16 protein-coding genes are annotated in these 21,270 nt (G+C 71.5%); 2 read left to right on the top strand and 14 right to left on the bottom strand.

Annotated features, from left to right (window positions below; translation table 11 throughout):
• Positions 1 to 11 precede the first annotated feature (11 nt).
• The 7 genes from proB to ABUW04_RS25580 form a co-directional block, all read right to left on the bottom strand.
• Entirely contained in the window at positions 12 to 1,151 is a 1,140-nt protein-coding gene (gene proB / locus ABUW04_RS25550; protein ID WP_030250674.1) for a glutamate 5-kinase, read from the bottom strand.
• Between the two features lie 81 nt (positions 1,152 to 1,232).
• Entirely contained in the window at positions 1,233 to 2,264 is a 1,032-nt protein-coding gene (locus ABUW04_RS25555; protein ID WP_380566746.1) for an adenosine deaminase, read from the bottom strand.
• A gap of 5 nt (positions 2,265 to 2,269) precedes the next feature.
• Positions 2,270 to 3,754 (bottom strand): GTPase ObgE, encoded by a 1,485-nt coding sequence (obgE, locus tag ABUW04_RS25560; RefSeq protein ID WP_380566747.1) that lies wholly within the window; start codon positions 3,752 to 3,754, stop codon positions 2,270 to 2,272.
• A 131-nt stretch (positions 3,755 to 3,885) separates the two neighbouring features.
• Positions 3,886 to 4,140: a 50S ribosomal protein L27 gene (rpmA, locus tag ABUW04_RS25565; protein WP_030250668.1), complete on the bottom strand. Its 255-nt coding sequence runs from the start codon at positions 4,138 to 4,140 to the stop codon at positions 3,886 to 3,888.
• A gap of 12 nt (positions 4,141 to 4,152) precedes the next feature.
• The gene (gene rplU, locus ABUW04_RS25570) at positions 4,153 to 4,467 is read right to left on the bottom strand and encodes a 50S ribosomal protein L21 (RefSeq protein WP_030250665.1); all 315 of its coding nucleotides are present in this window, start codon (positions 4,465 to 4,467) and stop codon (positions 4,153 to 4,155) included.
• A gap of 278 nt (positions 4,468 to 4,745) precedes the next feature.
• Entirely contained in the window at positions 4,746 to 8,453 is a 3,708-nt protein-coding gene (locus ABUW04_RS25575) for an Rne/Rng family ribonuclease (RefSeq protein WP_380566748.1), read from the bottom strand.
• Between the two features lie 215 nt (positions 8,454 to 8,668).
• Positions 8,669 to 9,460, bottom strand: a complete 792-nt coding sequence (locus ABUW04_RS25580) for a TIGR03936 family radical SAM-associated protein (protein ID WP_030250660.1) — start codon at positions 9,458 to 9,460, stop codon at positions 8,669 to 8,671.
• A gap of 279 nt (positions 9,461 to 9,739) precedes the next feature.
• On the opposite strand from ABUW04_RS25580, the gene ABUW04_RS25585 reads away from it, so the two are divergent.
• A complete protein-coding gene (locus tag ABUW04_RS25585) occupies positions 9,740 to 10,324 on the top strand; it encodes a TerD family protein (RefSeq protein WP_030250657.1) in 585 nt (194 codons plus the stop codon).
• 56 nt (positions 10,325 to 10,380) lie between these two features.
• Here ABUW04_RS25585 and ABUW04_RS25590 read toward each other — a convergent pair whose 3' ends face one another.
• Together ABUW04_RS25590 and ABUW04_RS25595 are read right to left on the bottom strand one after the other, a co-directional pair.
• Positions 10,381 to 12,351, bottom strand: coding sequence for a TIGR03960 family B12-binding radical SAM protein (locus ABUW04_RS25590; RefSeq protein ID WP_030250655.1), 1,971 nt, complete (start codon positions 12,349 to 12,351; stop codon positions 10,381 to 10,383).
• A gap of 37 nt (positions 12,352 to 12,388) precedes the next feature.
• On the bottom strand, positions 12,389 to 13,084 hold the full coding sequence (locus ABUW04_RS25595; protein ID WP_037594422.1) for an AfsR/SARP family transcriptional regulator: 696 nt from the start codon (positions 13,082 to 13,084) through the stop codon (positions 12,389 to 12,391).
• 174 nt (positions 13,085 to 13,258) lie between these two features.
• On the opposite strand from ABUW04_RS25595, the gene ABUW04_RS25600 reads away from it, so the two are divergent.
• On the top strand, positions 13,259 to 14,836 hold the full coding sequence (locus ABUW04_RS25600) for a S53 family peptidase (protein WP_030250649.1): 1,578 nt from the start codon (positions 13,259 to 13,261) through the stop codon (positions 14,834 to 14,836).
• A gap of 54 nt (positions 14,837 to 14,890) precedes the next feature.
• Here the strand turns inward: ABUW04_RS25600 and rodA are convergent, their stop codons facing one another.
• From rodA to ABUW04_RS25625, 5 genes are all read right to left on the bottom strand, one after another.
• Positions 14,891 to 16,114 (bottom strand): rod shape-determining protein RodA, encoded by a 1,224-nt coding sequence (gene rodA, locus ABUW04_RS25605; protein WP_030250647.1) that lies wholly within the window; start codon positions 16,112 to 16,114, stop codon positions 14,891 to 14,893.
• A complete protein-coding gene (gene mrdA / locus ABUW04_RS25610; RefSeq protein WP_380566749.1) occupies positions 16,111 to 18,324 on the bottom strand; it encodes a penicillin-binding protein 2 in 2,214 nt (737 codons plus the stop codon). Before mrdA ends, rodA begins: the two co-directional genes overlap by 4 nt.
• Positions 18,325 to 18,379: 55 nt before the next feature.
• Positions 18,380 to 19,078, bottom strand: a complete 699-nt coding sequence (gene mreD / locus ABUW04_RS25615; protein WP_030250643.1) for a rod shape-determining protein MreD — start codon at positions 19,076 to 19,078, stop codon at positions 18,380 to 18,382.
• Positions 19,079 to 19,082: 4 nt separating this feature from the next.
• Positions 19,083 to 19,988, bottom strand: coding sequence for a rod shape-determining protein MreC (mreC, locus tag ABUW04_RS25620; protein ID WP_037594420.1), 906 nt, complete (start codon positions 19,986 to 19,988; stop codon positions 19,083 to 19,085).
• A gap of 88 nt (positions 19,989 to 20,076) precedes the next feature.
• Positions 20,077 to 21,102, bottom strand: coding sequence for a rod shape-determining protein (locus ABUW04_RS25625; protein WP_030250637.1), 1,026 nt, complete (start codon positions 21,100 to 21,102; stop codon positions 20,077 to 20,079).
• Positions 21,103 to 21,270 lie beyond the last annotated feature (168 nt).

Genomic DNA, 21,270 nt, shown 5'->3' on the forward strand with positions numbered 1-21,270 from the left:
GACGGCCCCGTTCAGTGCTCCCGGGCGTCCGGGAGCACCACCAGGTCGTCGCGGTGCACCACCTCGCGCTCGTACTCGGGACCCAGCTCCCGTGCCAGGTCCCGGGTGGACCTCCCCAGCAGCCTGGGAAGCTCCCTTACATCAAAGTTGACCAGCCCTCGCGCCACGATGTGGCCGTTTTCGTCAAGAAGGTCCACCGGATCGCCCGCAGCGAACTTGCCCTCAACTCCGGTGACACCGGCGGCCAGCAGCGAGGTTCGGCGTTCCACCACGGCCCGGACCGCCCCGGCGTCCAGGCGCACGGCGCCACGCGGCGCGCTGGCGTGCTCCAGCCACAGCAGCCGGTCGGCGGAGCGCCGCCCGGTGCGGTGGAACAGCGTGCCGGTGCCCCGCCCGGCCAGCGCGTCGGCGGCGTGCCGGGCGGCGGTGAGCACCACCGGGATGCCCGCGCCGGTGGCGATCCGGGCCGCGTCGACCTTGGTGACCATGCCGCCGGTGCCCACCCCGGCCTTCCCGGCGGTGCCGATCTCCACCCCGGCCAGGTCCTCGGGACCGTGCACCTCCTCGATCCGGCTGCTGCCCGGCTTACCCGGATCGCCGTCGTAGAGGCCGTCCACGTCCGAGAGCAGCACCAGCAGGTCGGCGCGGACCAGGTGGGCCACGATCGCGGCGAGCCGGTCGTTGTCGCCGAACTTGATCTCGGCGGTGGCCACGGTGTCGTTCTCGTTGACCACCGGCACCGCGCCCATCACCAGCAGCTGCTCCAGGGTGCGGTAGGCGTTGCGGTAGTGCGCGCGCCGGCTGGCGTCCTCGGCGGTGAGCAGCACCTGCCCGGCGCGCAGCCCGTAGCGGGCGAAGGAGGCGGTGTAGCGGGCCATCAGCAGCCCCTGGCCGACGCTGGCGGCGGCCTGCTGCCGGGCCAGGTCGCTGGGCCGCTTGGCCAGCCCCAGCGGGGCCAGCCCGGCGGCGATGGCCCCGGAGGAGACCAGCACCACCTCGGCGCCCTCGCCCCGGGTCTTGGCGAGGACGTCGACCAGGGCGTCCACCCGGTCCGCGTCCAGCCCGCCGGACGCGGTGGTCAGCGAGGAGGAACCGACCTTGACGACGATCCGGCGCGCCTTGAGCACGTCCTCCCGCAGGCTGCCTGTCACGTCGTCCGCTCCCGGGATCGTCAGTGGTGTCGTCCGCCGCGCAGCAATGTACGCGAACCGGACACCGCACTCATCTTCGTTTCAGCCGGTGGGACCGTGCGCGTCCAGCTCGGCCAGCAGTTCCGTCCTGCGGGCCTCGTCCAGGAACGACGCCTTGAAGGAGTTCCGCGCCAGCAGCCGCAGTTGATCGTCCGTCAGCCCGAGCGCGGTACGCAGCCCCCGGTAGTTGTCCTCGACGTAGCCGCCGAAGTAGGACGGGTCGTCGGAGTTGACGGTGACCAGCAGCCCGGCCGCCAGCATCGCCGGCAGCGGGTGCTCCTCCAGCCGGTCCACGCAGCGCAGCCGGACGTTGGAGAAGGGGCAGACGGTCAGCGGGATCTGCTCCGCCACCAGCCGGGCCACCAGCGCCTCGTCCTCCAGGCAGCGGATGCCGTGGTCGATCCGCTCCACGCCGAGCAGGTCCAGCGCCTCGGTGATGTAGGAGGGCGGGCCCTCCTCCCCCGCGTGCGCGACCAGGCGCAGGCCGAGCCGCTTGGCCTCGGCGTACACCTCGGTGAACTTGGCCGGCGGGTGGCCGACCTCGGCGGAGTCCAGACCGACGGCCGAGATCCGGTCCAGGTACGGGGCGGCGTCAGCGAGGGTCTGCAGCGCGTCCTCGGCGGAGAGGTCGCGCAGGAAGCTGAGGATCAGCCCGGTGGAGACGCCGTGACGCTCCCGGCTGGTGTCCAGCGCCGAGGTCAGCCCCCGGATCACCGTGCCGATGTCCACGCCGCGGGCGGTGTGCGCCTGCGGGTCGAAGAAGATCTCCGCGTGCCGCACGCCCTGCGCCGCGGCGCGCTCCAGGTAGGCCTCGGCCAGGTCGGCGAAGTCCTGCTCGGTCTGCAGCACCGCGGTCAGCCGGTAGTACAGGTCCAGGAAGGACTGCAGGTCGCTGAAGGCGTAGGCGGAGCGCAGCTCCTCCGGCGTCGCGTACGGCAGGTCGATGCCGTTGCGCTCGGCCAGCGCGAAGGCCAGCTCGGGCTCCAGGGTGCCCTCGATGTGCAGGTGCAGCTCGGCCTTGGGCAGCGGGGTGTGCGGCGCCGCGTCGTGCGGCGCCCGGTGCGTGGTGCTCATGCTGGTCAGTTGTCCTCGAACTCTTCGGCGGCGGGCTCGACCTCGCGGCGCGGCAGCGGGTCGAACCGGGCGAACTCGGAGGCGGCGTCGTCGCGGACGGCCTCCTTCTCGCGGCGGCGGGTGACCGCGTCACGCGGCGACTCGAAGCGGTGGTCCTCGCCGCGGCGGCCGAGCATCTCCGCGCCGGCGGCCATGCTGGGCTCCCAGTCGAAGACCACGGCGTTGTCGGGGCTGCCGATGGCGACCGGGTCGCCCTCCTTGGCCCCGGCCTTGGCCAGCTCGACCTCGACGCCCAACCGGGCCAGCCGGTCCGCGAGGTAGCCGACGGCCTCGTCGTTGGAGAAGTCGGTCTGCCTGATCCAGCGCTCGGGCTTGCTGCCGCGCACCCGGTAGACCTGCTCCTGGGCGTCCCAGCTGACGGTGAAGCCGGCGTCGTCCACGGCGGTGGGCCGCAGCACCACCCGGGTGACCTCCTCGACCGGCTTGGCCGCGCGGGCCTCGGCGACGATCCTGGCCAGCGCGAAGCTGAGCTCGCGCAGGCCCTTGCGGGACACCGCGGAGACGTCGAACACCTCGTAGCCGCGCTCCTCCAGCGAGGCGCGGGTGATGTCGGCGAGGTCCTGCCCGTCCGGGACGTCGGTCTTGTTCAGCGCGACCAGCCGGGGCCGGTCCTCCAGGCCGCCGTAGAGCGCCAGTTCGGCCTCGATGGTGTCCAGGTCGGAGAGCGGGTCGCGGTCGTTCTCCAGGGTGGCGCAGTCCAGCACGTGCACCAGCACCTCGCAGCGCTCGACGTGGCGCAGGAACTCCAGGCCGAGGCCCTTGCCCTGGCTGGCGCCGGGGATCAGCCCGGGCACGTCGGCGATGGTGTAGGTGATGTCGCCCGCGGTGACCACGCCCAGGTTGGGGACCAGGGTGGTGAAGGGGTAGTCCGCGATCTTCGGCTTGGCGGCGGAGAGCACCGAGATCAGCGAGGACTTGCCGGCGCTGGGGTAGCCCACCAGGGCCACGTCGGCGACGGACTTGAGCTCCAGGACGATGTCCAGGCTCTCGCCGGGCTCGCCGAGCAGCGCGAAGCCGGGGGCCTTGCGCCGGGAGGAGGCCAGCGCGGCGTTGCCGAGCCCGCCGCGGCCGCCGGCCGCGACCACGAAGCTGGTGCCGAAGCCGACCAGGTCGGCCAGCACGTTGCCCTTCTTGTCCAGCACCACGGTGCCGTCCGGCACGGACAGCACCAGGTCGTTGCCCTCGCCGCCGGTCCGGTGGTCACCGGCCCCGGGCTTGCCGTTGGTGGCGCTGCGGTGCGGGTGGTGGTGGTACTCGATCAGCGTGGTGACCTGGGGGTCGACCACGAGCAGCACATCGCCGCCCTTGCCGCCGCTGCCCCCGTCGGGGCCGCCCAGCGGCTTGAACTTCTCCCGGTGAACGGAGGCGCAGCCGTGGCCTCCGTTACCCGCGGCGACATTCAGCTCGACGCGGTCCACGAAGGTGGTCATGGTTGGAGCGCCTCTCGATAGGCAACAGGAATGTTCGAACGGGAAACCCGTGGTGCAAACACCGAGGGTGGACCGGAATGTTCCGATCCACCCTCAGTGTCACGTATTGCTCGCCCAACGGCAGGCCTGGATCAGGCGACCGGGACGATGTTCACGACGCGACGGCCGCGGTGGGTACCGAACTCCACCGCACCGGCGTTCAGCGCGAACAGGGTGTCGTCGCCGCCACGGCCGACGCCGGAACCCGGGTGGAAGTGGGTGCCGCGCTGGCGGACCAGGATCTCGCCGGCGTTGACCTTCTGGCCGCCGAAACGCTTGACGCCGAGGCGCTGAGCGTTCGAGTCACGACCGTTACGAGTAGAGCTTGCGCCCTTCTTGTGAGCCATTGTCGCCTCCCCTTACTTCGCGGTGTTGATGCTGGTCACGCGGAGCGCGGTGTGGCGCTGACGGTGGCCCATGCGCTTGCGGTAACCGGTCTTGTTCTTGTACTTCTGGATGTTGATCTTCTCGCCCTTGTGGTGGTCCACAACCTCGGCGGAGACCTTCACGCCTGCCAGGACCCAAGGGTCACTGGTGACCGAGTCACCGTCGACGACCAGGATCGTCGAAAGCTCAACGGTCTCGCCGACCTTGGCGTCGACCTTGTCGGACTCAAACACATCGCCGACAGCAACCTTGTGCTGCCGACCGCCGCTACGCACGATCGCGTACACCGCGAACCCACTCTCATCACTCGGTCGGAGCCCCTGATGCCAGCACTCCCCGCAGCGGAACGGCAGGGGGCCTCTTCCGGGCGCGAGGCTCGGAAGGTGGTTGCTCAGGAGCTGGGCGTGACGGTGCCGAAATGCAAAGCACGCCGAGGGTCAAGGCTACGGAACCACGGCCTGCGGGTCAAACCGCCCCAGGTGGGACAGGGTCCGCCGGGGAAAACCGCAGCCCGCACCTGTCCCCGTTTCGGGGACAGGTGCGGGCTGCGTCCGTGCCTGCGGTGCTACTCGGCCGCCTCGGGGGCGGGAGCGTCCGCGCTCGCGGTCTTCTTGGCGGCGCGCTTGGTGGCGGTCTTCTTGGCCGCCGCCTTCTTCGCCACGGTCTTCTTGGCCGGGGCCTTGTCGGCCGCGGCCTTCTTCGCCGCCTTCTTGGCCGGGGCCGGCTTCTCCTCGGCCGGCTCACCCTCGACCGCCGCCGTCTTCTTGGCGGCGGCCTTGCGCGGGGCGCGCTTGCGCGGCGCGGGGGCAGCGGCCTCGGCCGGCGCCTCCTCGACGACGGCCTCGGCGACCGGCTCGGCGACAGCCACCGGCTCCGGCGCCGCCACGACCTCGGGCGCTGCCTCGACCGGCTCCGGCGTCCGCGCCGGTACGACCACCACGGCCGCCTCCTGCGCGGCCGGCGGTCCGGCCGGCGAGGTCGCCTTGCGGACCGCGCGGCGGCGGGTGCGCGCCGGGCGGGCCGAGGACTCGATCATGGCCTCGGCCAGTTCCTCGGCCTCGGCCTGCACCGCGGCGTCCACCGGAGCGGGCTCCACGACGACGGCCGGTTCCACCACCGCCTCGGCCACGACGACCGGCTCGGGCAGCACGATCTCCAGGTCCTCCGCCTCGGCGGTGTCCTCGGCCGTCAGGCCGTTGGAGACCAGGTCCTGGGCCAGCTCCTCCAGGGTCTCCTCGCGCACCGGCGTCTCCGCCTGGTGCGCCTGGTCCCCGCCCCGGCCGCGACGGCGGCGCTTGCTGCCGCCGCTGCCGCTGCCGTGCTCGGACTGGGCGTCCTCGTCGGACTCCACCGGAGCGGCCTGCTCCAGGTGCATCGGTCCGGAGAAGCCCTTCGGCGGCGGCGGCGCCTGCTCCATGTGCACGATGACGCCGCGTCCGTTGCAGTGCACGCAGGTCTCGGAGAAGGACTCCAGCAGGCCCTGGCCGACCCGCTTGCGGGTCATCTGCACCAGGCCCAGCGAGGTGACCTCGGCCACCTGGTGCTTGGTCCGGTCCCGGCCCAGGCACTCCAGCAGCCGGCGCAGCACCAGGTCCCGGTTGGACTCCAGCACCATGTCGATGAAGTCGATCACGATGATGCCGCCGAGGTCGCGCAGCCGCAGCTGACGGACGATCTCCTCGGCCGCCTCGATGTTGTTGCGGGTGACCGTCTCCTCCAGGTTGCCGCCCTGGCCGGTGAACTTCCCGGTGTTGACGTCGACCACGACCATGGCCTCGGTCTTGTCGATCACCAGCGAGCCGCCGCTGGGCAGCCAGACCTTGCGGTCCAGCGCCTTCATCAGCTGCTCGTCGATGCGGTACGTCGCGAAGACGTCCACCTCGGAGGTCCACCGCTGGAGCCGGGGCACCAGGTCCGGGGCGACCCCGGCCACGTACTCGTGGATGGTCTTCCAGGCGGTGTCACCGGAGACGATGACCTTGGTGAAGTCCTCGTTGAAGATGTCGCGGACCACCCGGACGGTCATGTCCGGCTCGCCGTAGAGCAGGGTCGGCGCGTTGCCGCTGCTGACCTTCTTCTGGATGTCCTCCCACTGCTGCTGCAGCCGCTGGACGTCGCGGGTCAGCTCGTCCTCGGAGGCGCCCTCGGCGGCGGTGCGCACGATCACGCCCGCGTCGTCGGGGACGATCTTCTTCAGGATGTTCTTCAGCCGGGCCCGCTCGGTGTCCGGCAGCTTGCGGCTGATCCCGGTCATCGAGCCCTCGGGCACGTACACCAGGTAGCGGCCGGGCAGCGAGATCTGGCTGGTGAGCCGGGCGCCCTTGTGGCCGATCGGGTCCTTGGAGACCTGCACCAGCACGGACTGGCCGGACTTCAGCACCGACTCGATCCGGCGCGGGCCGCCCTTGACGCCCAGGGCGCCGAAGTTGACCTCACCGGCGTAGAGCACCGCGTTGCGGCCCTTGCCGATGTCGATGAAAGCGGCCTCCATCGACGGCAGCACGTTCTGGACCTTGCCCAGGTACACGTTTCCGACGTAGGAGGTGGCCTGCTCCTTGTTGACGTAGTGCTCCACCAGCACGTCGTCCTCGAGCACGCCGATCTGGGTGCGCTCGCCGTTCTGACGGACCACCATGACCCGCTCGACCGCCTCGCGGCGGGCCAGGAACTCGGCCTCGGTGATGATCGGCACCCGGCGGCGGCCCTGCTCGCGGCCCTCGCGGCGGCGCTGCTTCTTCGCCTCCAGACGGGTGGAGCCCTTGATGGACTGCACCTCGTCCGGGTCGAACGGGGCGTCGGCGCGGTCAGCGGCGCCCGCGGAGCCACGGCGGCGCGGCTCGCGGACCTTCACCACGGTGCGCTCCGGGTCGTCCCCGGGAGCTCCGCTCTCGACCTCGGCCGCGCTGTCACCGCTGCGACGGCGGCGGCGCCGACGGCGGCGGCTGGACGCGGACAGCGCCTCGCCCAGGTCCTCGTCGTCGTCCTCGTCGTCGCCCTCGTGGTCCTCGTCCTGCGCCTGGGCGCCGGACTGGCCGCTGCCGCGCTCGGCGGCGGGGGCGTCGAAGTCGTCGCCGTCACCGCGGCGGCGACGGCGGCCACCGCGACGGCGGCGGCGCGAGGGCCGGCCCTCGTCGTCGCCGGCGGCGGAGTCCTGGGAGTCCTGCTCCTCGGCCGACTCGGCATCCTGGTCGATGCCGTCCTGCTCGTCCTCGTCCAGCTCGTCGGCGTCCTCGAGGTCGGTGTCGTCCTCGTCCACGGCCGGCTGCGGGGCCTCGAAGGTGGCGGCCGGGGAGACCGCGCGGCGGCGGTTGCGGCGACGACCGGTCGGCGCGTCGAACTCGTCGACGGCGGTCTCGGCGGACTGCTCCTCGGCCGGGGCCTGCACCGGGGCGGCCGGCGCGCGGCGCTCGTCGGCGCCCAGCGGGGCACGGCCGGAGGACTGCTGGAACACGGCGGGCGCGCTCGGCGGCGGCGGCGCGGAGGCGCGGCGGCTGCCGCGGCGGGCCGGTGCCGCGGTCGCCTCGTCGACGGCGGGGGCCTCGGCCGGGGCGCTGTCCACGGCGGGCGCGGCGACCGGCGCGGTGGCCCGACGGCGGTTGCGGCGGCGGCCGTCCTCGGGGGCCTCGGCCGGGCTCTCGGCGGCCGGCGCGGTGAACGCGGCCTGCGGCACGGCCGGACGGGCCGGCACCACGATCTCTGCGGGTTCCTGGAACACCGGGGCCTGGAAGACCGCGGTGGACGGACGCACCGCCCGGCGGCGCGAGCGCGGCGCCGCCGTCTCCTCGACGACGGGCTCCTCGGCAGCGGGGGCCACTGCGGCAGGGGCCTCCGCGGCCGGCGCGGGCGCCTCGGCGGCGGGGGCCGGTGCCGGTGCCGGCTCCTCGACGACCGGCTCGGTCACCGCGACCGGCTCGGGCTCGGCCTTCTTGCGGGTCCGACGGGCCCGCTTCACCGGCTCTGCGGCCGGGGCCGCCTCCTCAGCGGGGGCGTCGACCGGCGCAGCCTCGGCCACGGTCTCCAGGACCGGCTCGGCCTCGGCCTTCTTGCGGGTGCGGCGGGCGCGCTTCACCGGCTCTGCGGCCGGAGCGGCCTCCTCCGCGGCGGGTGCGGCAGCGGCGGTACCGGCCGAGGCCTCGGCACCCTCGCCCTGCGGCGGTCCGGCCGGGCGGCTGGCCGCCCTGCGGCGGCGCGGTGCGGCCTTGGGGGCCGCAGCCTCCGTGCCCCCCGCTTCGCTTCGTTCGTTCTCTTCGTTCTGTTCGTTGATTTCAAGCATCCGGGCGGTTCTCCCGTTCATGCCCCCGGGCGCCGCGCATGGTGAGCGGGCGCCGCACAGGGGCTTGCGTATGTCGATCGGTGCTCCGCTGTGCGGTGCGCCGATAAGTCTTTGGTCGAGCCTGTGGCAATCAAGTGGGTTGTGTCCGGAGTCCCGGGTGGCTCCCAGGGGCCCTGGACGGGCTCCGACGACGCCGGACGGCCGACCGCCGCCGCCTACGCGGGCTGCGGCTCGGCCGCCTCGGATGGGAGGGCCGGTGCCGCGCCGCGGTCGGGCGCGAACGGGTCGGTCACCGTGCCGGACTCCTCGTCTAGCGGCCCCTGCGCCAGCCTGGTCACCCCAGCGGGGACCGGCAGCGCCAGGTCGGCCGTCACACGGAGACCGGACAGGACGTCATCGGGTCGCACGGCGGGTGTTGCGTGCCGAACAACCAGCCGCAGTATCGCACAGGCACGGCCTGCGGCGATATCGGTACTACTTTCAGGTAGGCCGGTCGCACCAGCGACGACCTGCGATTCGACCACCTGGAGGGCCACCACGGCGCCGCGCGCGTCGAAGCTGCGGATGCCGTTCTTGGTCTGCCGCTGCACCTCGACGCTCTCGGCGGCGAGGAACGCCGCCACAGCCGCCGCAGCCGCCTCCGGGGCCACTCCGTCCAGCCGCAGCTCCCAGACCGACGCCTCGAGGCGCTCCACGAAGTTCGGGGTGCGCACCTCGACCGCGTCGATCACGTCGAGCCCGGTCGGCAGCGACTCGTCCAGTTGCGCCCGCAGCTGCTCCGGGTCGCGCGGCGCGCTCAGCGCCAGCTCGACGTACTCGGCCTCGCTGGCGGAGCCGGTGGGCGCCGCGTTGGCGAAGCTGATCCTGGGGTGCGGCGAGAAGCCCGCCGAGTACGCCATCGGCACGGCCGAGCGGCGCAGTGCGCGCTCAAGGGCCCGCTGGAAGTCGCGGTGGCTGGTGAATCGCAGACGGCCGCGCTTGGTGTAGCGCAGTCGGATGCGCTGCACCACCGGTGCGGGCGGCGGACCGTCGGGCGTACGGCGTGCCAGTGCGCTCAGTCCTCAGGTAGTAGGGGTGTGTCCGGACCCGTCCAAGGGTACGCGGACCGGACATCAAGCTCTGACGGCCGAGGGAAGCCCACTCACTGACCTGCTGTTCATGTTCACTCAACATGTCCCGGCCCGCGGATATTCCGGGAACCGGTCGTCGCCATGACGGTGTCTCAGACGACACCGAACAGGCACACTGTGCCCATCACGGTACCTTCACCAAAGGACGATCGACGGATGATAACGCTCACCAAGGAAGACGGCCCCGCGGACCTGGACGGGGTCACCCACCTCTCCATCGGCGCCTCCTGGGACGCCACCGCCGGGAGCAGCGGCAAGCTGGCCGGCATGGTCCGCCGCAAGGTCGGCACCGACCTGGACCTGATCGGCATCGCCATGCAGGGCGCGGACCCGGTCCGACTGGCCGGCCTGGACTCGCTGGACCCGCTGGGGAACGGCTCCTTGGTCCACAGCGGCGACAACCAGACCGGGCACGGTGACGGTGACGACGAGGTGCTGACGGTGGACTTCGCCAAGGTCCCCGGCAACATCACGGCCATCGTGTTCGTCGCGGCCGCCTTCAAGAAGGGCAGTTCCTTCCAGAAGGCGCGCAACATCAGCTTCAAGGTCTACGACGCCACCGGCGGCAGCTCCCAGCAGGTCGCCGACATCTGGCCGAGCCTGCTCAGCACGGACAACGGCTGCGCGGTGGCCAAGGCCATGCGGGTCGGCAACGGCTGGAAGCTCCAGGTGGTCAACGAGACCGGCAAGATCAAGCAGGGCGACGAGCAGTCCCTGATGCGCTTCGCCATCAGCAAGTGAGCGGATAGCGGGCGGACCGCGGTCCTGCGGCCCGGGGGGGCCGCAGGACCGGTCGGTCAGTGGTTGTGCGCGGCGCCGCCGGCGGCCGGCTGCTTGACCGTCAGCGGCAGCAGCTTGACCCCGGTCGGGCCGATCTGGATCTGGGTGTCCATCTGCGGGCACACGCCGCAGTCGAAGCAGGGGGTCCAGCGGCAGTCGTCCACCTCGACCTCCTCCAGCGAGTCCTGCCAGTCCTCCCAGAGCCAGTCCTTGTCCAGGCCGGAGTCCAGGTGGTCCCAGGGCAGGACCTCCTCGTACTGGCGCTCGCGGGTGGTGTACCAGGCGACGTCCACGCCGGTGCCGGCGAAGCCCTTCTCGGCGGCGCGCATCCAGCGGTCGTAGGAGAAGTACTCGCGCCAGCCGTCGAAGCGGCCGCCGTCCTCGTAGACCGCGCGGATCACCGCGCCCACCCGGCGGTCGCCGCGCGAGAGCAGGCCCTCGACGATGCCGGGCTTGCCGTCGTGGTAGCGGTAGCCGATGTTGCGGCCGTACTTCCGGTCGTTGCGGATGGCGTCGCGCAGCTTCAGCAGCCGGGCGTCGGTCTCCTCGACGCCGAGCTGCGGCGCCCACTGGAACGGGGTGTGCGGCTTGGGCACGAAACCGCCGATGGAGACGGTGCAGCGGATGTCGTTCTGCCCGGTGACCTCGCGGCCCTTGGCGATGACGTTCTTCGCCATCTCGGCGATCTGCAGCACGTCCTCGTCGGTCTCGGTGGGCAGGCCGGCCATGAAGTAGAGCTTCACCTGGCGCCAGCCGTTGCCGTAGGCGGCCGCGACGGTGCGGATGAGGTCCTCCTCGGACACCATCTTGTTGATCACCTTGCGGATCCGCTCGCTGCCGCCCTCGGGGGCGAAGGTCAGCCCGGAGCGGCGGCCGTTCCTGGTCAGTTCGTTGGCCAGGTCGATGTTGAAGGCGTCGACCCGGGTGGACGGCAGGGACAGGCCGACCTTGTCCTCCTCGTAGCGGTCGGCGAGCCCCTTGGCGATGTCCGCGATCTCGGTGTGGTCGGCCGAGGACAGCGACAGCAGGCCCACCTCCTCGAACCCGGTCGCCTTGAGGCCGCGGTCGACCATCTCGCCGATGCCGGTGATGCTTCGCTCCCGCACGGGGCGCGTGATCATGCCGGCCTGGCAGAAACGGCAGCCGCGGGTGCAGCCGCGGAAGATCTCCACGGACATCCGCTCGTGGACCGTCTCCGCAAGCGGAACCAGAGGCTGCTTGGGGTAGGGCCACTCGTCCAAGTCCATCACAGTGTGCTTGGACACCCGCCACGGCACGCCGGAGATGGTCGGCACGACCCGGCCGATCCGGCCGTCCGGCAGGTACTCCACGTCGTAGAACCGGGGGACGTAGAAGCCGCCGGTCCTGGCCAGCCGGAACAGCACTTCGTCGCGGGGGCTGCGGCCGTCCAGGCCGGGGCGGCCCTCGGCCTTCCAGGCCCGGATGATCTCGGTCATGTCCAGCACGGCCTGCTCGCCGTCGCCGACCACGGCCGCGTCCAGGAAGTCCGCGATGGGCTCCGGGTTGAACGCGGCGTGCCCGCCGGCCAGCACGATCGGGTCGTCGACGGTCCGGTCCTTCGACTCCAGCGGGATGCCCGCCAGGTCCAGCGCGGTGAGCATGTTGGTGTAGCCGAGCTCGGTGGAGAAGCTCAGGCCGAACACGTCGAACGCCTTGACCGGGCGGTGCGCGTCCACCGTGAACTGGGGGACCTGCTGCTCGCGCATCAGCTTCTCCAGGTCCGGCCAGACGCTGTAGGTGCGCTCGGCGAGCACGCCCTCGCGCTCGTTCAGCACCTCGTACAGGATCATGACGCCCTGGTTGGGCAGCCCGACCTCGTAGGCGTCCGGGTACATCAGGGCCCAGCGCACATCGCACGCGTCCCAGTCCTTCACGGTGGAGTTCAGCTCGCCACCGACGTACTGGATCGGCTTCTGGACGTGCGGGAGGAGTGCCTCCAGGCGCGGGAAGACCGACTCGACAGGCATAGAGGGGGACTTTCGTGACGACGGCAGGGCGGACCCTTCAGGATAACGCGGAGGTGGAGGAAGTCCGGACCGGAAGCAGCCGCCGCAGCAGCGGGGAGGGCTCCAGGCCCAGCTCGGACCAGAGCAGCCGGCGGTAGGACTGGTAGTGGCGCAGTGCCTCGGAGGCGTTGCCCTCGCTCAGGTGCACCTCGATGACGGCCCGGTGGGCGCTCTCCCGCAGGGGCTCCATGGCGACCGCGCCCATGGCCATCTCCAGCGCGCCGGCGCAGTCGCCGTGCTCCAGCAGCGCGGCGGCCAGCCGGTCCAGGGCGTGCAGGCAGTGCTGGCGCAGCTGCTCCTGCTTGGGCAGCACCCAGTCGTCGTACCAGTCCGGCAGCAGGTCGCCGCCGGTGAGGTAGGCGGGTTCGGGGCGGGGCGGGTCCGGCGGGCGCAGCAGCAGGGCGTTGAGCTCGGAGAGGTCGAGCCGGATCCGGGCCAGGTCGAGCATCACCAGGTCGTCGCGGAGCAGCAGCAGCGGGTCCAGGCAGCGTCTGATCCGCCACAGGGTGGACCGGAGGCAGGCGTGCGCCTGGGCCTCGGGCGCTTCCGGCCACAGCGCGCCGACCAGCTGGAGCCGGGTGCATGGTCCGTGCAGTGCGGTGTAGGCGACGACCCTGCGGCCGGCCTCCGGGAGCGCGACCGGGCTTCCGTCCGAGGTCAGCCTCCAGCCGCCGAGCAGTGAGAGTTCGATCATCGCGACCTCCGTCCGCTCCGTGCCTGGGATCGTTCGGCACTGTGCACTCTTGACGCGGCTCGGGGTTGTGTCAACGCCTCCGGAGCGGGCCCGGTGCGCGAGCGGTGACGGACAGGTGACGCGACAGGCCGTAGGCAGGGGCGTGACAGCCGATTGATTCCCTCAGGAGGACCCATGTCCGTCGCCCATGACCGTGTGGCACTGATCGGCAGCGAACGGAAGATGTCGAAGGGGCAGAGCCTCATCGGGTCTGCCGACTCCCACGAGAAGCTGACGGTGACCGTGCAGGTGCGCCGCCACCCCAACGCCGCCGCCGCACCCGACCTGGCGGAGCTGGGCCGGCAGCGCCCGAGCCGGCGCGCCCCGGTGGACCGCAAGTCCGTGCTGGCGGCGCTCGGCGCCGACCCCAAGGACCTCGACCAGGTCAAGCAGTTCGCGCAGCAGTTCAAGCTCAAGGCGGAGCAGGCCGACCCGGCGCAGCGGACGATCCGCCTCACCGGCACGGTGGAGCAGTTCAACCAGGCCTTCGGGGTGCAGTTGAAGCAGTACCGCGAGGGAGACCGGACCTTCCGCAGCCGTCAGGGCAGCGTCCATGTGCCCCGGCACCTGCAGGGCGTGATCGAGCGGGTGTCCGGGCTGACCAACCGTCCGCTGGCGCAGCCGCACCACAAGCTGATCCCCCGGTCGCCGTCCGGCGTCACCGCCCAGCAGGTCGCCCAGTTGTACGACTTCCCGCAGGGGGTGGACTGCTCGGGCCAGACCATCGCGCTGATCGAACTCGGCGGCGGCTACAGCCAGCAGGACCTGGACACCTACTTCAACAACGCGGGGATCCCCTCGCCGAACGTGATGTCGATCGGGGTGGACGGCGCCTCCAACTCCTACGGCGACCCCAGCGGTGCGGACGGCGAGGTGGAGCTGGACATCGAGATCGCCGCGTCGATCGCCCAGGCCGCGACCATCGCGGTCTACTTCGCGCCCAACAGCGAGCAGGGCTTCATCGACGCCGTGCTGGCCGCGGCGACCAGCACCCAGCACCCGGCCACCTGCATCTCCATCAGCTGGGGTGCGCCGGAGGACGCCGGCTGGACGGCGGCCGGGCGGAGCGGGATGGACTTCGCCTGCTTCGTCGCGGCGGCCCTGGGCATCACCGTGCTCGCCGCCTCCGGCGACAACGGCAGCAACGACGGGGTCTACGACGGGATGGCGCACTGCGACTTCCCGTCCTCCGACCCGTACGTGCTGGCCTGCGGCGGCACCTCGCTGCAGCTCGACAACAAGGGCATGCTGCGGAACGAGGTGGTCTGGAACAACGGCAACGGCTGGGCCACCGGCGGCGGGATCAGCAACGAGTTCCTGATCCTGCCCTGGCAGACCGCCGACGAGGTCCCGCTCCAGGTCGACACCGGACAGCAGGGCCGCGGGGTCCCGGACGTCGCCGGCAACGCCGACCCGATGCGCAGCCCGTACGAGGTCGTGGTGGACGGCGCCTGGATGTCGGTGGGCGGCACCAGCGCGGTGGCGCCGCTGTACGCGGGGCTGTTCGCGGTGATCGCGGCCAGCAGCGGGACCATGCCGGGCTTCATCGGCCCGTACCTGTACCAGCTGGCCTCGCAGCCGAACCTGTACTTCGACGTGGACAGCGGCAGCAACGCGGTCCAGCCGGCGCCGGGCTACTCGGCCGGCAAGGGCTGGGACGCCTGCTCCGGCATCGGCCGGATCAACGGGAACCTGCTGCTGCAGCAGATCTGACCCGGCGGGTCCGGGCCGTCCCGGCACCTGGAAGGGCTTCAGGTGCCGGGACGGTCATGACGTTATGGTGCGGTGCATCTTCACCGACTGCAGCAGTCCGATGCCCACCCAGATGGCGAACATCGAGGAGCCGCCGTAGCTGACGAAGGGCAGCGGGATACCGGCCACCGGCATGATGCCCAGGGTCATCCCGATGTTCTCGAAGCCCTGGAAGCCGAACCAGGCGACCACCCCGGCGGCGACCACGGTGCTGTAGAGGTCGTTGGCCTGCCGGGCGATCCGGCAGGCCCGCCAGAGCACCACGCCGAGCAGCAGGATGATCAGCCCGGCGCCGAGGAAGCCGAGTTCCTCGCCGGCGACGGTGAAGACGAAGTCGGTCTGCTGCTCCGGCACGAACTGTCCGGTGGTCTGGGTGCCGTGGAACAGGCCCTTGCCGAGCAGGCCGCCGGAGCCGATGGCGATCCTGGCCTGGGCGGTGTTGTAGCCCACGCCGGAGGGGTCCAGGCCCGGGTCGGCGAAGGCCGCGAAGCGGGCGATCTGGTACTGCTTCAGCACGTGCAGCTGGACGATGGCGAAGGCGCCCGCGCCGCCGACCACGATCAGGCCGAACAGCCAGCGCTTGGGCGCCCCGGAGGCCAGCAGCACGCCCAGGATGATCACCACCATCACCATGGTGGAGCCCAGGTCGGGCATCAGCAGGATGATCCCGATCGGGACCGCCGCCAGCGCCAGCGCCTGGACGATGGAGCGGCTGTCGGGGAAGGCCCGCTCCCCCGCGTCCACCCGGGCGGACAGCAGGGTGGCCATGCCCAGGATGATCGCGATCTTGCAGAATTCGGAGGGCTGCACCGAGAAGCCGCCGCCCAGCACGATCCAGGAGTGCGCGCCGTTGACGGTGGAGCCCAGCGGGCTGAGCACGGCCAGCACGCCGAGCACGGCCAGCCCGTACACCACCGGTGCGATGGTGCGCAGCCGCTGGTGGCCCAGCAGCACCACCCCGACGCACAGGCCCAGACCGATGGCCATGTTCATCAGATGCCGGATCAGGAAGTACTGCGGGTCGCCGTGGTTGATCTCGGTGCGGCTGCGGGTCGCCGACCACACCAGCAGGGCGCCGATGCCGGACAGCGCCAGGGCGGCGATGGCCAGGATCCAGTCCATCCGCCGCAGCGGGGACTCCCGGGACACCAGCCTGCTCAGCGTGGAGCGGCTGGGCGCGTAGCGGGGCGCGCGGTAGCCGGCGCCCGCCCCGGCGCTCCAGTTCCCCGAGGCGGTCATGCGAGCACCCTCCGCTCCGGGCTCAGCGCGAAGGCGGCCAGCGGGGCGCCGGTCCCCGGCAGCGGGGTGGTCGGCGCCAACGGGGCGCCGGCGGCGCTGAGGGTGTAGGCGGTCTGCTGGGCCTGGGTGACGCTGCCGTCCGGGTGGAAGGTCGGCAGGTTCTGCTGCGGGACCGGCAGCAGCGCCTTCTTGGGGTCGATGCTGTTGTCCTTCTGGATGCCGTACAGCGCGTTGTAGATGTTGCGCACGGCCGGGCCGGCGCCGCCGGACCCGGTACCGCCCTGGGAGATGGTCATGACGACGGCGTAGTCCTTGGTGTAGGTGTCGAACCAGGACGTGGTCTGCTTGCCGACGACCTCCGCGGTACCGGTCTTGGCGTGCAGGGCGATCTTGTCCTGCGGCCAGCCCTGGAACTTCCAGGCCGCGGTACCCGAGGTGATGACGTTGGCGGTGGCCTGGTCGATGTACTGGATGGTCCGCTGACTGTCCGGCAGCTTGCCCTGGACCACCGGCTTGAGGTTCTGGACCACCTTGCCGGTCGGCGAGACCACGGCCTTGGCGATCTGCGGCTGGTACAGCGTCCCGCCGTTGGCCAATGCCGAGTAGACCCGGGCCATCTGGATCGGGGTGACCAGGGTGTCGCCCTGGCCGATCGCGTAGTTGACCTCGTCACCGGCGCGCAGGGTGGCGAAGTCGGTGCAGTCCTCCTTGGCGATCTCGGTCGCGTAGTCGTTCTTGCCGCTCTGCGCCTGCTTGCACCAGGTGTCCTTCATGGCGTCGTAGTACGCCTGGTGCCAGGCCCGGTCCGGGACCCGTCCGGACGCCTCGCTGGGGAGGTCGATGCCGGTCTTGGCGCCGAGGCCGAACTGGTGCGCCGCCTTGTAGAGCCAGTCGGCGGGGGCCTTCGGCTTGGTGCCGCCGTCCTTGAGCCACTGGCTGTAGGCGATGTTGTAGAAGACGGTGTCGCAGGACACCTCCAGGGCCTTCGACAGGTTGATGGCGCCGAAGTTCTCCCCCTCGAAGTTCTTGAACACCCGTCCGCCGATGGTCATCGAGGAGGTGCAGGGGAAGGTGTCGTCGTAGCTGTAGCCCGCGTTGATCGCGCCCGAGGTGGTGACCACCTTGAACGTCGAGCCCGGTGCGCTCTGACCCTGTATGGCCCGGTTCAGCAGCGGGAAGTCGGAGGAGGTGCTGGTCAGCGCCTTGTAGTCCTTGGCGGAGATCCCGCCGCTCCAGATGTTGGGGTCGAACGTCGGCGCGCTGGCCATGGCGACCACCCGGCCGGTGTGCACGTCCATGACCACGACCGCGCCGGAGTCGGCCTTGAAGTTCTCGTGGGTGACCGGGTCGTAGGTCTTGCGGAGCGTCACCAGCGCCTGCTGCAGCTGCTGCTCGGCGATGCTCTGGATCCGGGCGTCGATGCTGGTCACCACGGAGTCGCCGGGCTGGGCCGCGGTGCCGCCGGCGGTGCCCTGGACCCGGCCCAGGTTGTCGACCTCCAGGTCGGTGGTGCCGGGCTTGCCGCGCAGCGCGCTGTCGTAGACCGACTCCAGTCCCGAACGGCCGATCTGGTCCGAGGCGGCGTAGGCGGACTTGCCGTCGGCGCCGGTCGCGGCGGTGATCTCGTCCTGGGTGACCGGCGAGAGGTAGCCGAGGACCTGGGCCGCGTTGGCGCCGCTGGGCGCCGGGTAGGTGCGCACCGCGGTGGGGTCGGCGGTGACCCCGGGGAAGTCCTCGCGGCGCTCCATGATCTGCATGGCCTGCTGGGTGGTGGCCTTGTCGGTGACCGGGATCGGCTGGTACGGAGAACCGTTCCAGCAGGGCTGCGGGGTCTTCGCGTCGCAGAGCCTGACCTTGTCGTGGACCTCGGTGGGCGTCATGCCCAGCACCTGGGCCAGCCGGTCCAGCACCGCCTTGCCGCCGTCCTTCTGCTGCAGCAGCGAGGTCCGGCTGACCGAGACCACCAGCTGGGTCTCGTTGTCGGCCAGCGGCTTGCCGTTGGCGTCCAGGATCTCGCCGCGCACCGCCGGCACCAGCACCGTGCGGATGTGGTTGGACGAGGCCTGGTCCTGGTACTCCTGCCCGTTGCGGATCTGCAGGTACCAGAGCCGCCCGCCCAGGGTCGCCAGCAGCGACAGCACGAGGACCTGGAGGATCAGCAGGCGTCCGGTGACCCGGCCGGTGCGGCCGGTCTGCGGGATGTTGGTCATGGGTGTCGCTTCCCGCCCCTGGGGGTCGTTGCGCGGTGGCTGAATGCTGTCTGAACTACTCGCCGCTGGTCTTGATCTTGGTTCGGCCCGGCTTGGAGCCGCCGAAGCCGGAGACCGTGCCCAGGCCGGCGCTGCCGCCGCTGCGGCTGCCGCCCTGGCCGAACATCGAACCGCGCCGGCTCAGACCGCCCCTGGCGGCCTTCGGCGAACCGCCGCCGGAACCCGCGGTGCCGCCGCCGCTGCTGACCGGCACCGCGATGGAGCGCCGGGCCAGCGCCATCACCCCCGGCACCACGAACGGGGCCAGCAGCACGTCGTAGATCACCGAGGTGACCAGCAGGCTGCCGACGCCCACGTGCCGCGCCGCCGAGTCGCCGACCAGCGCGCCGACGCCCGCGTAGAGCAGGGTCGCCGCGAACGCGGCCGCGGCGACCACCAGCAGCGGGGTCAGCACCGAGCGGATCTGGCCGCTCTCCGGCCGCAGCAGCCCCGCGGCGTAGCCGAGCACGCAGAGCACCAGCGCGTAGCGGCCCACCGCGTGGTCCGAGGGCGGCGCCAGGTCGGCCAGCAGCCCGGCGCCGAAGCCGACCAGGCAGCCGCCCTTCGGCCCGTACACCAGCGCGAGCCCTATCACCACCAGCAGCATCAGGTCCGGTACCGCGCCGGGCAGTCCGAGCCTGGCGAACACGCTCACCTGGACGACCAGGGCGACGACGACCAGCACGGTGGAGAGCAGGATGCGGTGCAGCCACATGGGACTAGTGGGCCTTCCCGTTGGCGGACTTGCTGGCAGGGGTACTGGCCGGCTTGGGCGGCAGCACGGCGTCCCTGGGGTCGGTGGCCGGCGGCTGGACCACCACGCCGACCAGGTCCAGGCTGGTGAAGTTGACGAAGGGTCGGACCAGCACGGTCCGGGTCAGCTGGCCGGGGTCGTTCTCCACCTTGGTCACCGTGCCGACCGGGACGCCGGGGACGAACGGGCGGTCGTTCTGCGAACCGAAGGTCACCAGCCGGTCGCCCGCCTTCACCACGGCCTGCGCGCTCAGCAGCTCCACCCGCAGCGGCCCGGTGCCCTCGCCGGTGGCCACGCCGACCTCGCCGCTGCCCTCCATCCGGGTGCCGACCGAGAAGCCCGGGTCGCTGGCCAGCAACACCGTGGAGGTGGTGGGAGCGACCGTGGTGATCCGGCCGACCAGGCCGTCCCCGTCGATGACGGTCATGTCGCGCTTGATGCCGTCGTTGCCGCCGATGTCGATGGTGACGGTCCAGGAGAAGCCCTGCGCCGCGCCGATGGCCACCACCTGGGCGGCCTTGACGGTGTACTGGCCCGCACCGGCGGCGCCCAGCATCCGGCTCAGCTCGGTGGACTGGCCGCGGGCCAGGTCGGAGCTGTTCAGCTGCTGCTTGAGCTGCAGGTTCTGCTGCTCCAGCGCGCTGATGCGGTTGTGCTGCGCACTGGCGTCGGTCACCGAGTGGACGGTGTCCGCCACCGGGTTGACCAGACCGGACACCCCGCTCTCGACCGGCCCGAGGACGGAGGCGGCGACGTTCCTCGGCCCGTTCAGCGGCGAGGTGTCACCGCCCCGGATGTCCACGGTGATCAGCGCGAACGCCACCGCGATCAGCAGGACCAGCAGCAGCCGGCTCTCTCGTGTGTCCCTCACGGTCCTCGGCGGTGCCCTTCGCTGTCGTGGTGTGCGTCTTGGGTGCCCGGCAGACCGGTTGAGCCGGCGTCAGATCCGGTGTGCGGGGTCAGCGGCGCGGCTGGGCGTCCAGTACCTGCTGGAGCACCTCGAAGTCCTCGACCACCTGTCCCGAGCCGAGGGCTACCGAGTCCAGCGGGTTCTCCGCGATGTGGACCGGCATCCCGGTCTCCCGGCGCAGCCGTTCGTCCAGGCCGCGCAGCAGTGCGCCGCCCCCGGTGAGAACGATGCCGCGGTCCATGATGTCACCGGCGAGTTCCGGCGGGCACTGGTCCAGCGTGGTCTTGACGGCGTCGATGATCTGGTTGACCGGCTCCTCGATCGCCTGCCGGACCTCGGCCGCGGAGATCACGATGGTCTTGGGCAGACCGCTGACCAGGTCGCGGCCCCGGAGCTCGCTGTGCTCCTCCTTGTCCCCGTCGACGGGGTGGGCCGAGCCGATGGTCATCTTGATGTTCTCGGCGCTGCGCTCGCCGAGCAGCAGCGAGTACTCCTTCTTGATGTGCTGGATGATCGCGTTGTCCAGCTCGTCGCCGGCGACCCGGATCGACTGGGCGGTCACGATCCCGCCCAGCGAGATCACCGCGACCTCGGTGGTGCCGCCGCCGATGTCGACCACCATGTTGCCGGTCGGCTCGTGCACCGGCAGCCCGGCGCCGATCGCCGCGGCCATCGGCTCCTCGATGATGTGCACCTGGCGCGCACCGGCCTGGGCCGCCGCCTCGATCACGGCGCGCCGCTCCACCCCGGTGATGCCGCTGGGCACGCAGACCACGACCCGCGGACGGGCCAGGTAGCGGCGCCGGTGGATCTTGAGGATGAAGTAGCGGAGCATCCGCTCGGTGATCTCGAAGTCGGCGATCACCCCGTCCTTCATCGGACGGATGGCCACCACGTTGCCGGGGGTGCGCCCGATCATCCGCTTCGCCTCGGTGCCGACCGCCAGGATGCTGCCGGTGTTGGTGTTCACCGCGACGACCGACGGCTCGTTGAGGACGATCCCCCGGCCCCTGACGTACACCAGCGTGTTGGCGGTGCCGAGGTCGACAGCCATGTCACGACCAATGAACGACATGTTGTTCGCCATGGGTATGCGGGGCCTTCCCGGGGTCGAGGGGGTTTGGGGCGGCGGGCCGTCCCCATGGTAGCCAAGTACACACTGAGGGTGACGATGGACCCCCTGCCATTGTCGGGGCAGACGATCACATTTCCTGCTATTGGGACGCCGGTGTCGGCTGCGTAG

Source organism: Streptacidiphilus jeojiensis (assembly GCF_042510965.1).
GTDB lineage: Bacteria > Actinomycetota > Actinomycetes > Streptomycetales > Streptomycetaceae > Streptacidiphilus > Streptacidiphilus jeojiensis.

What these genes read in the sequence shown, in the direction of transcription:
- rpmA (WP_030250668.1), bottom strand. Translation starts at nt 4,140, where the DNA reads ATGGCTCACAAGAAGGGCGCAAGCTCTACTCGTAACGGTCGTGACTCG.
- ABUW04_RS25600 (WP_030250649.1), top strand. Translation starts at nt 13,259, where the DNA reads ATGTCCGTCGCCCATGACCGTGTGGCACTGATCGGCAGCGAACGGAAG.
- ABUW04_RS25625 (WP_030250637.1), bottom strand. Translation starts at nt 21,102, where the DNA reads ATGTCGTTCATTGGTCGTGACATGGCTGTCGACCTCGGCACCGCCAAC.
- ABUW04_RS25555 (WP_380566746.1), bottom strand. Translation starts at nt 2,264, where the DNA reads ATGAGCACCACGCACCGGGCGCCGCACGACGCGGCGCCGCACACCCCG.
- ABUW04_RS25595 (WP_037594422.1), bottom strand. Translation starts at nt 13,084, where the DNA reads ATGATCGAACTCTCACTGCTCGGCGGCTGGAGGCTGACCTCGGACGGA.
- mreD (WP_030250643.1), bottom strand. Translation starts at nt 19,078, where the DNA reads ATGTGGCTGCACCGCATCCTGCTCTCCACCGTGCTGGTCGTCGTCGCC.
- ABUW04_RS25590 (WP_030250655.1), bottom strand. Translation starts at nt 12,351, where the DNA reads ATGCCTGTCGAGTCGGTCTTCCCGCGCCTGGAGGCACTCCTCCCGCAC.
- rodA (WP_030250647.1), bottom strand. Translation starts at nt 16,114, where the DNA reads ATGACCGCCTCGGGGAACTGGAGCGCCGGGGCGGGCGCCGGCTACCGC.
- ABUW04_RS25585 (WP_030250657.1), top strand. Translation starts at nt 9,740, where the DNA reads ATGATAACGCTCACCAAGGAAGACGGCCCCGCGGACCTGGACGGGGTC.
- ABUW04_RS25575 (WP_380566748.1), bottom strand. Translation starts at nt 8,453, where the DNA reads ATGCTTGAAATCAACGAACAGAACGAAGAGAACGAACGAAGCGAAGCG.
- mrdA (WP_380566749.1), bottom strand. Translation starts at nt 18,324, where the DNA reads ATGACCAACATCCCGCAGACCGGCCGCACCGGCCGGGTCACCGGACGC.
- obgE (WP_380566747.1), bottom strand. Translation starts at nt 3,754, where the DNA reads ATGACCACCTTCGTGGACCGCGTCGAGCTGAATGTCGCCGCGGGTAAC.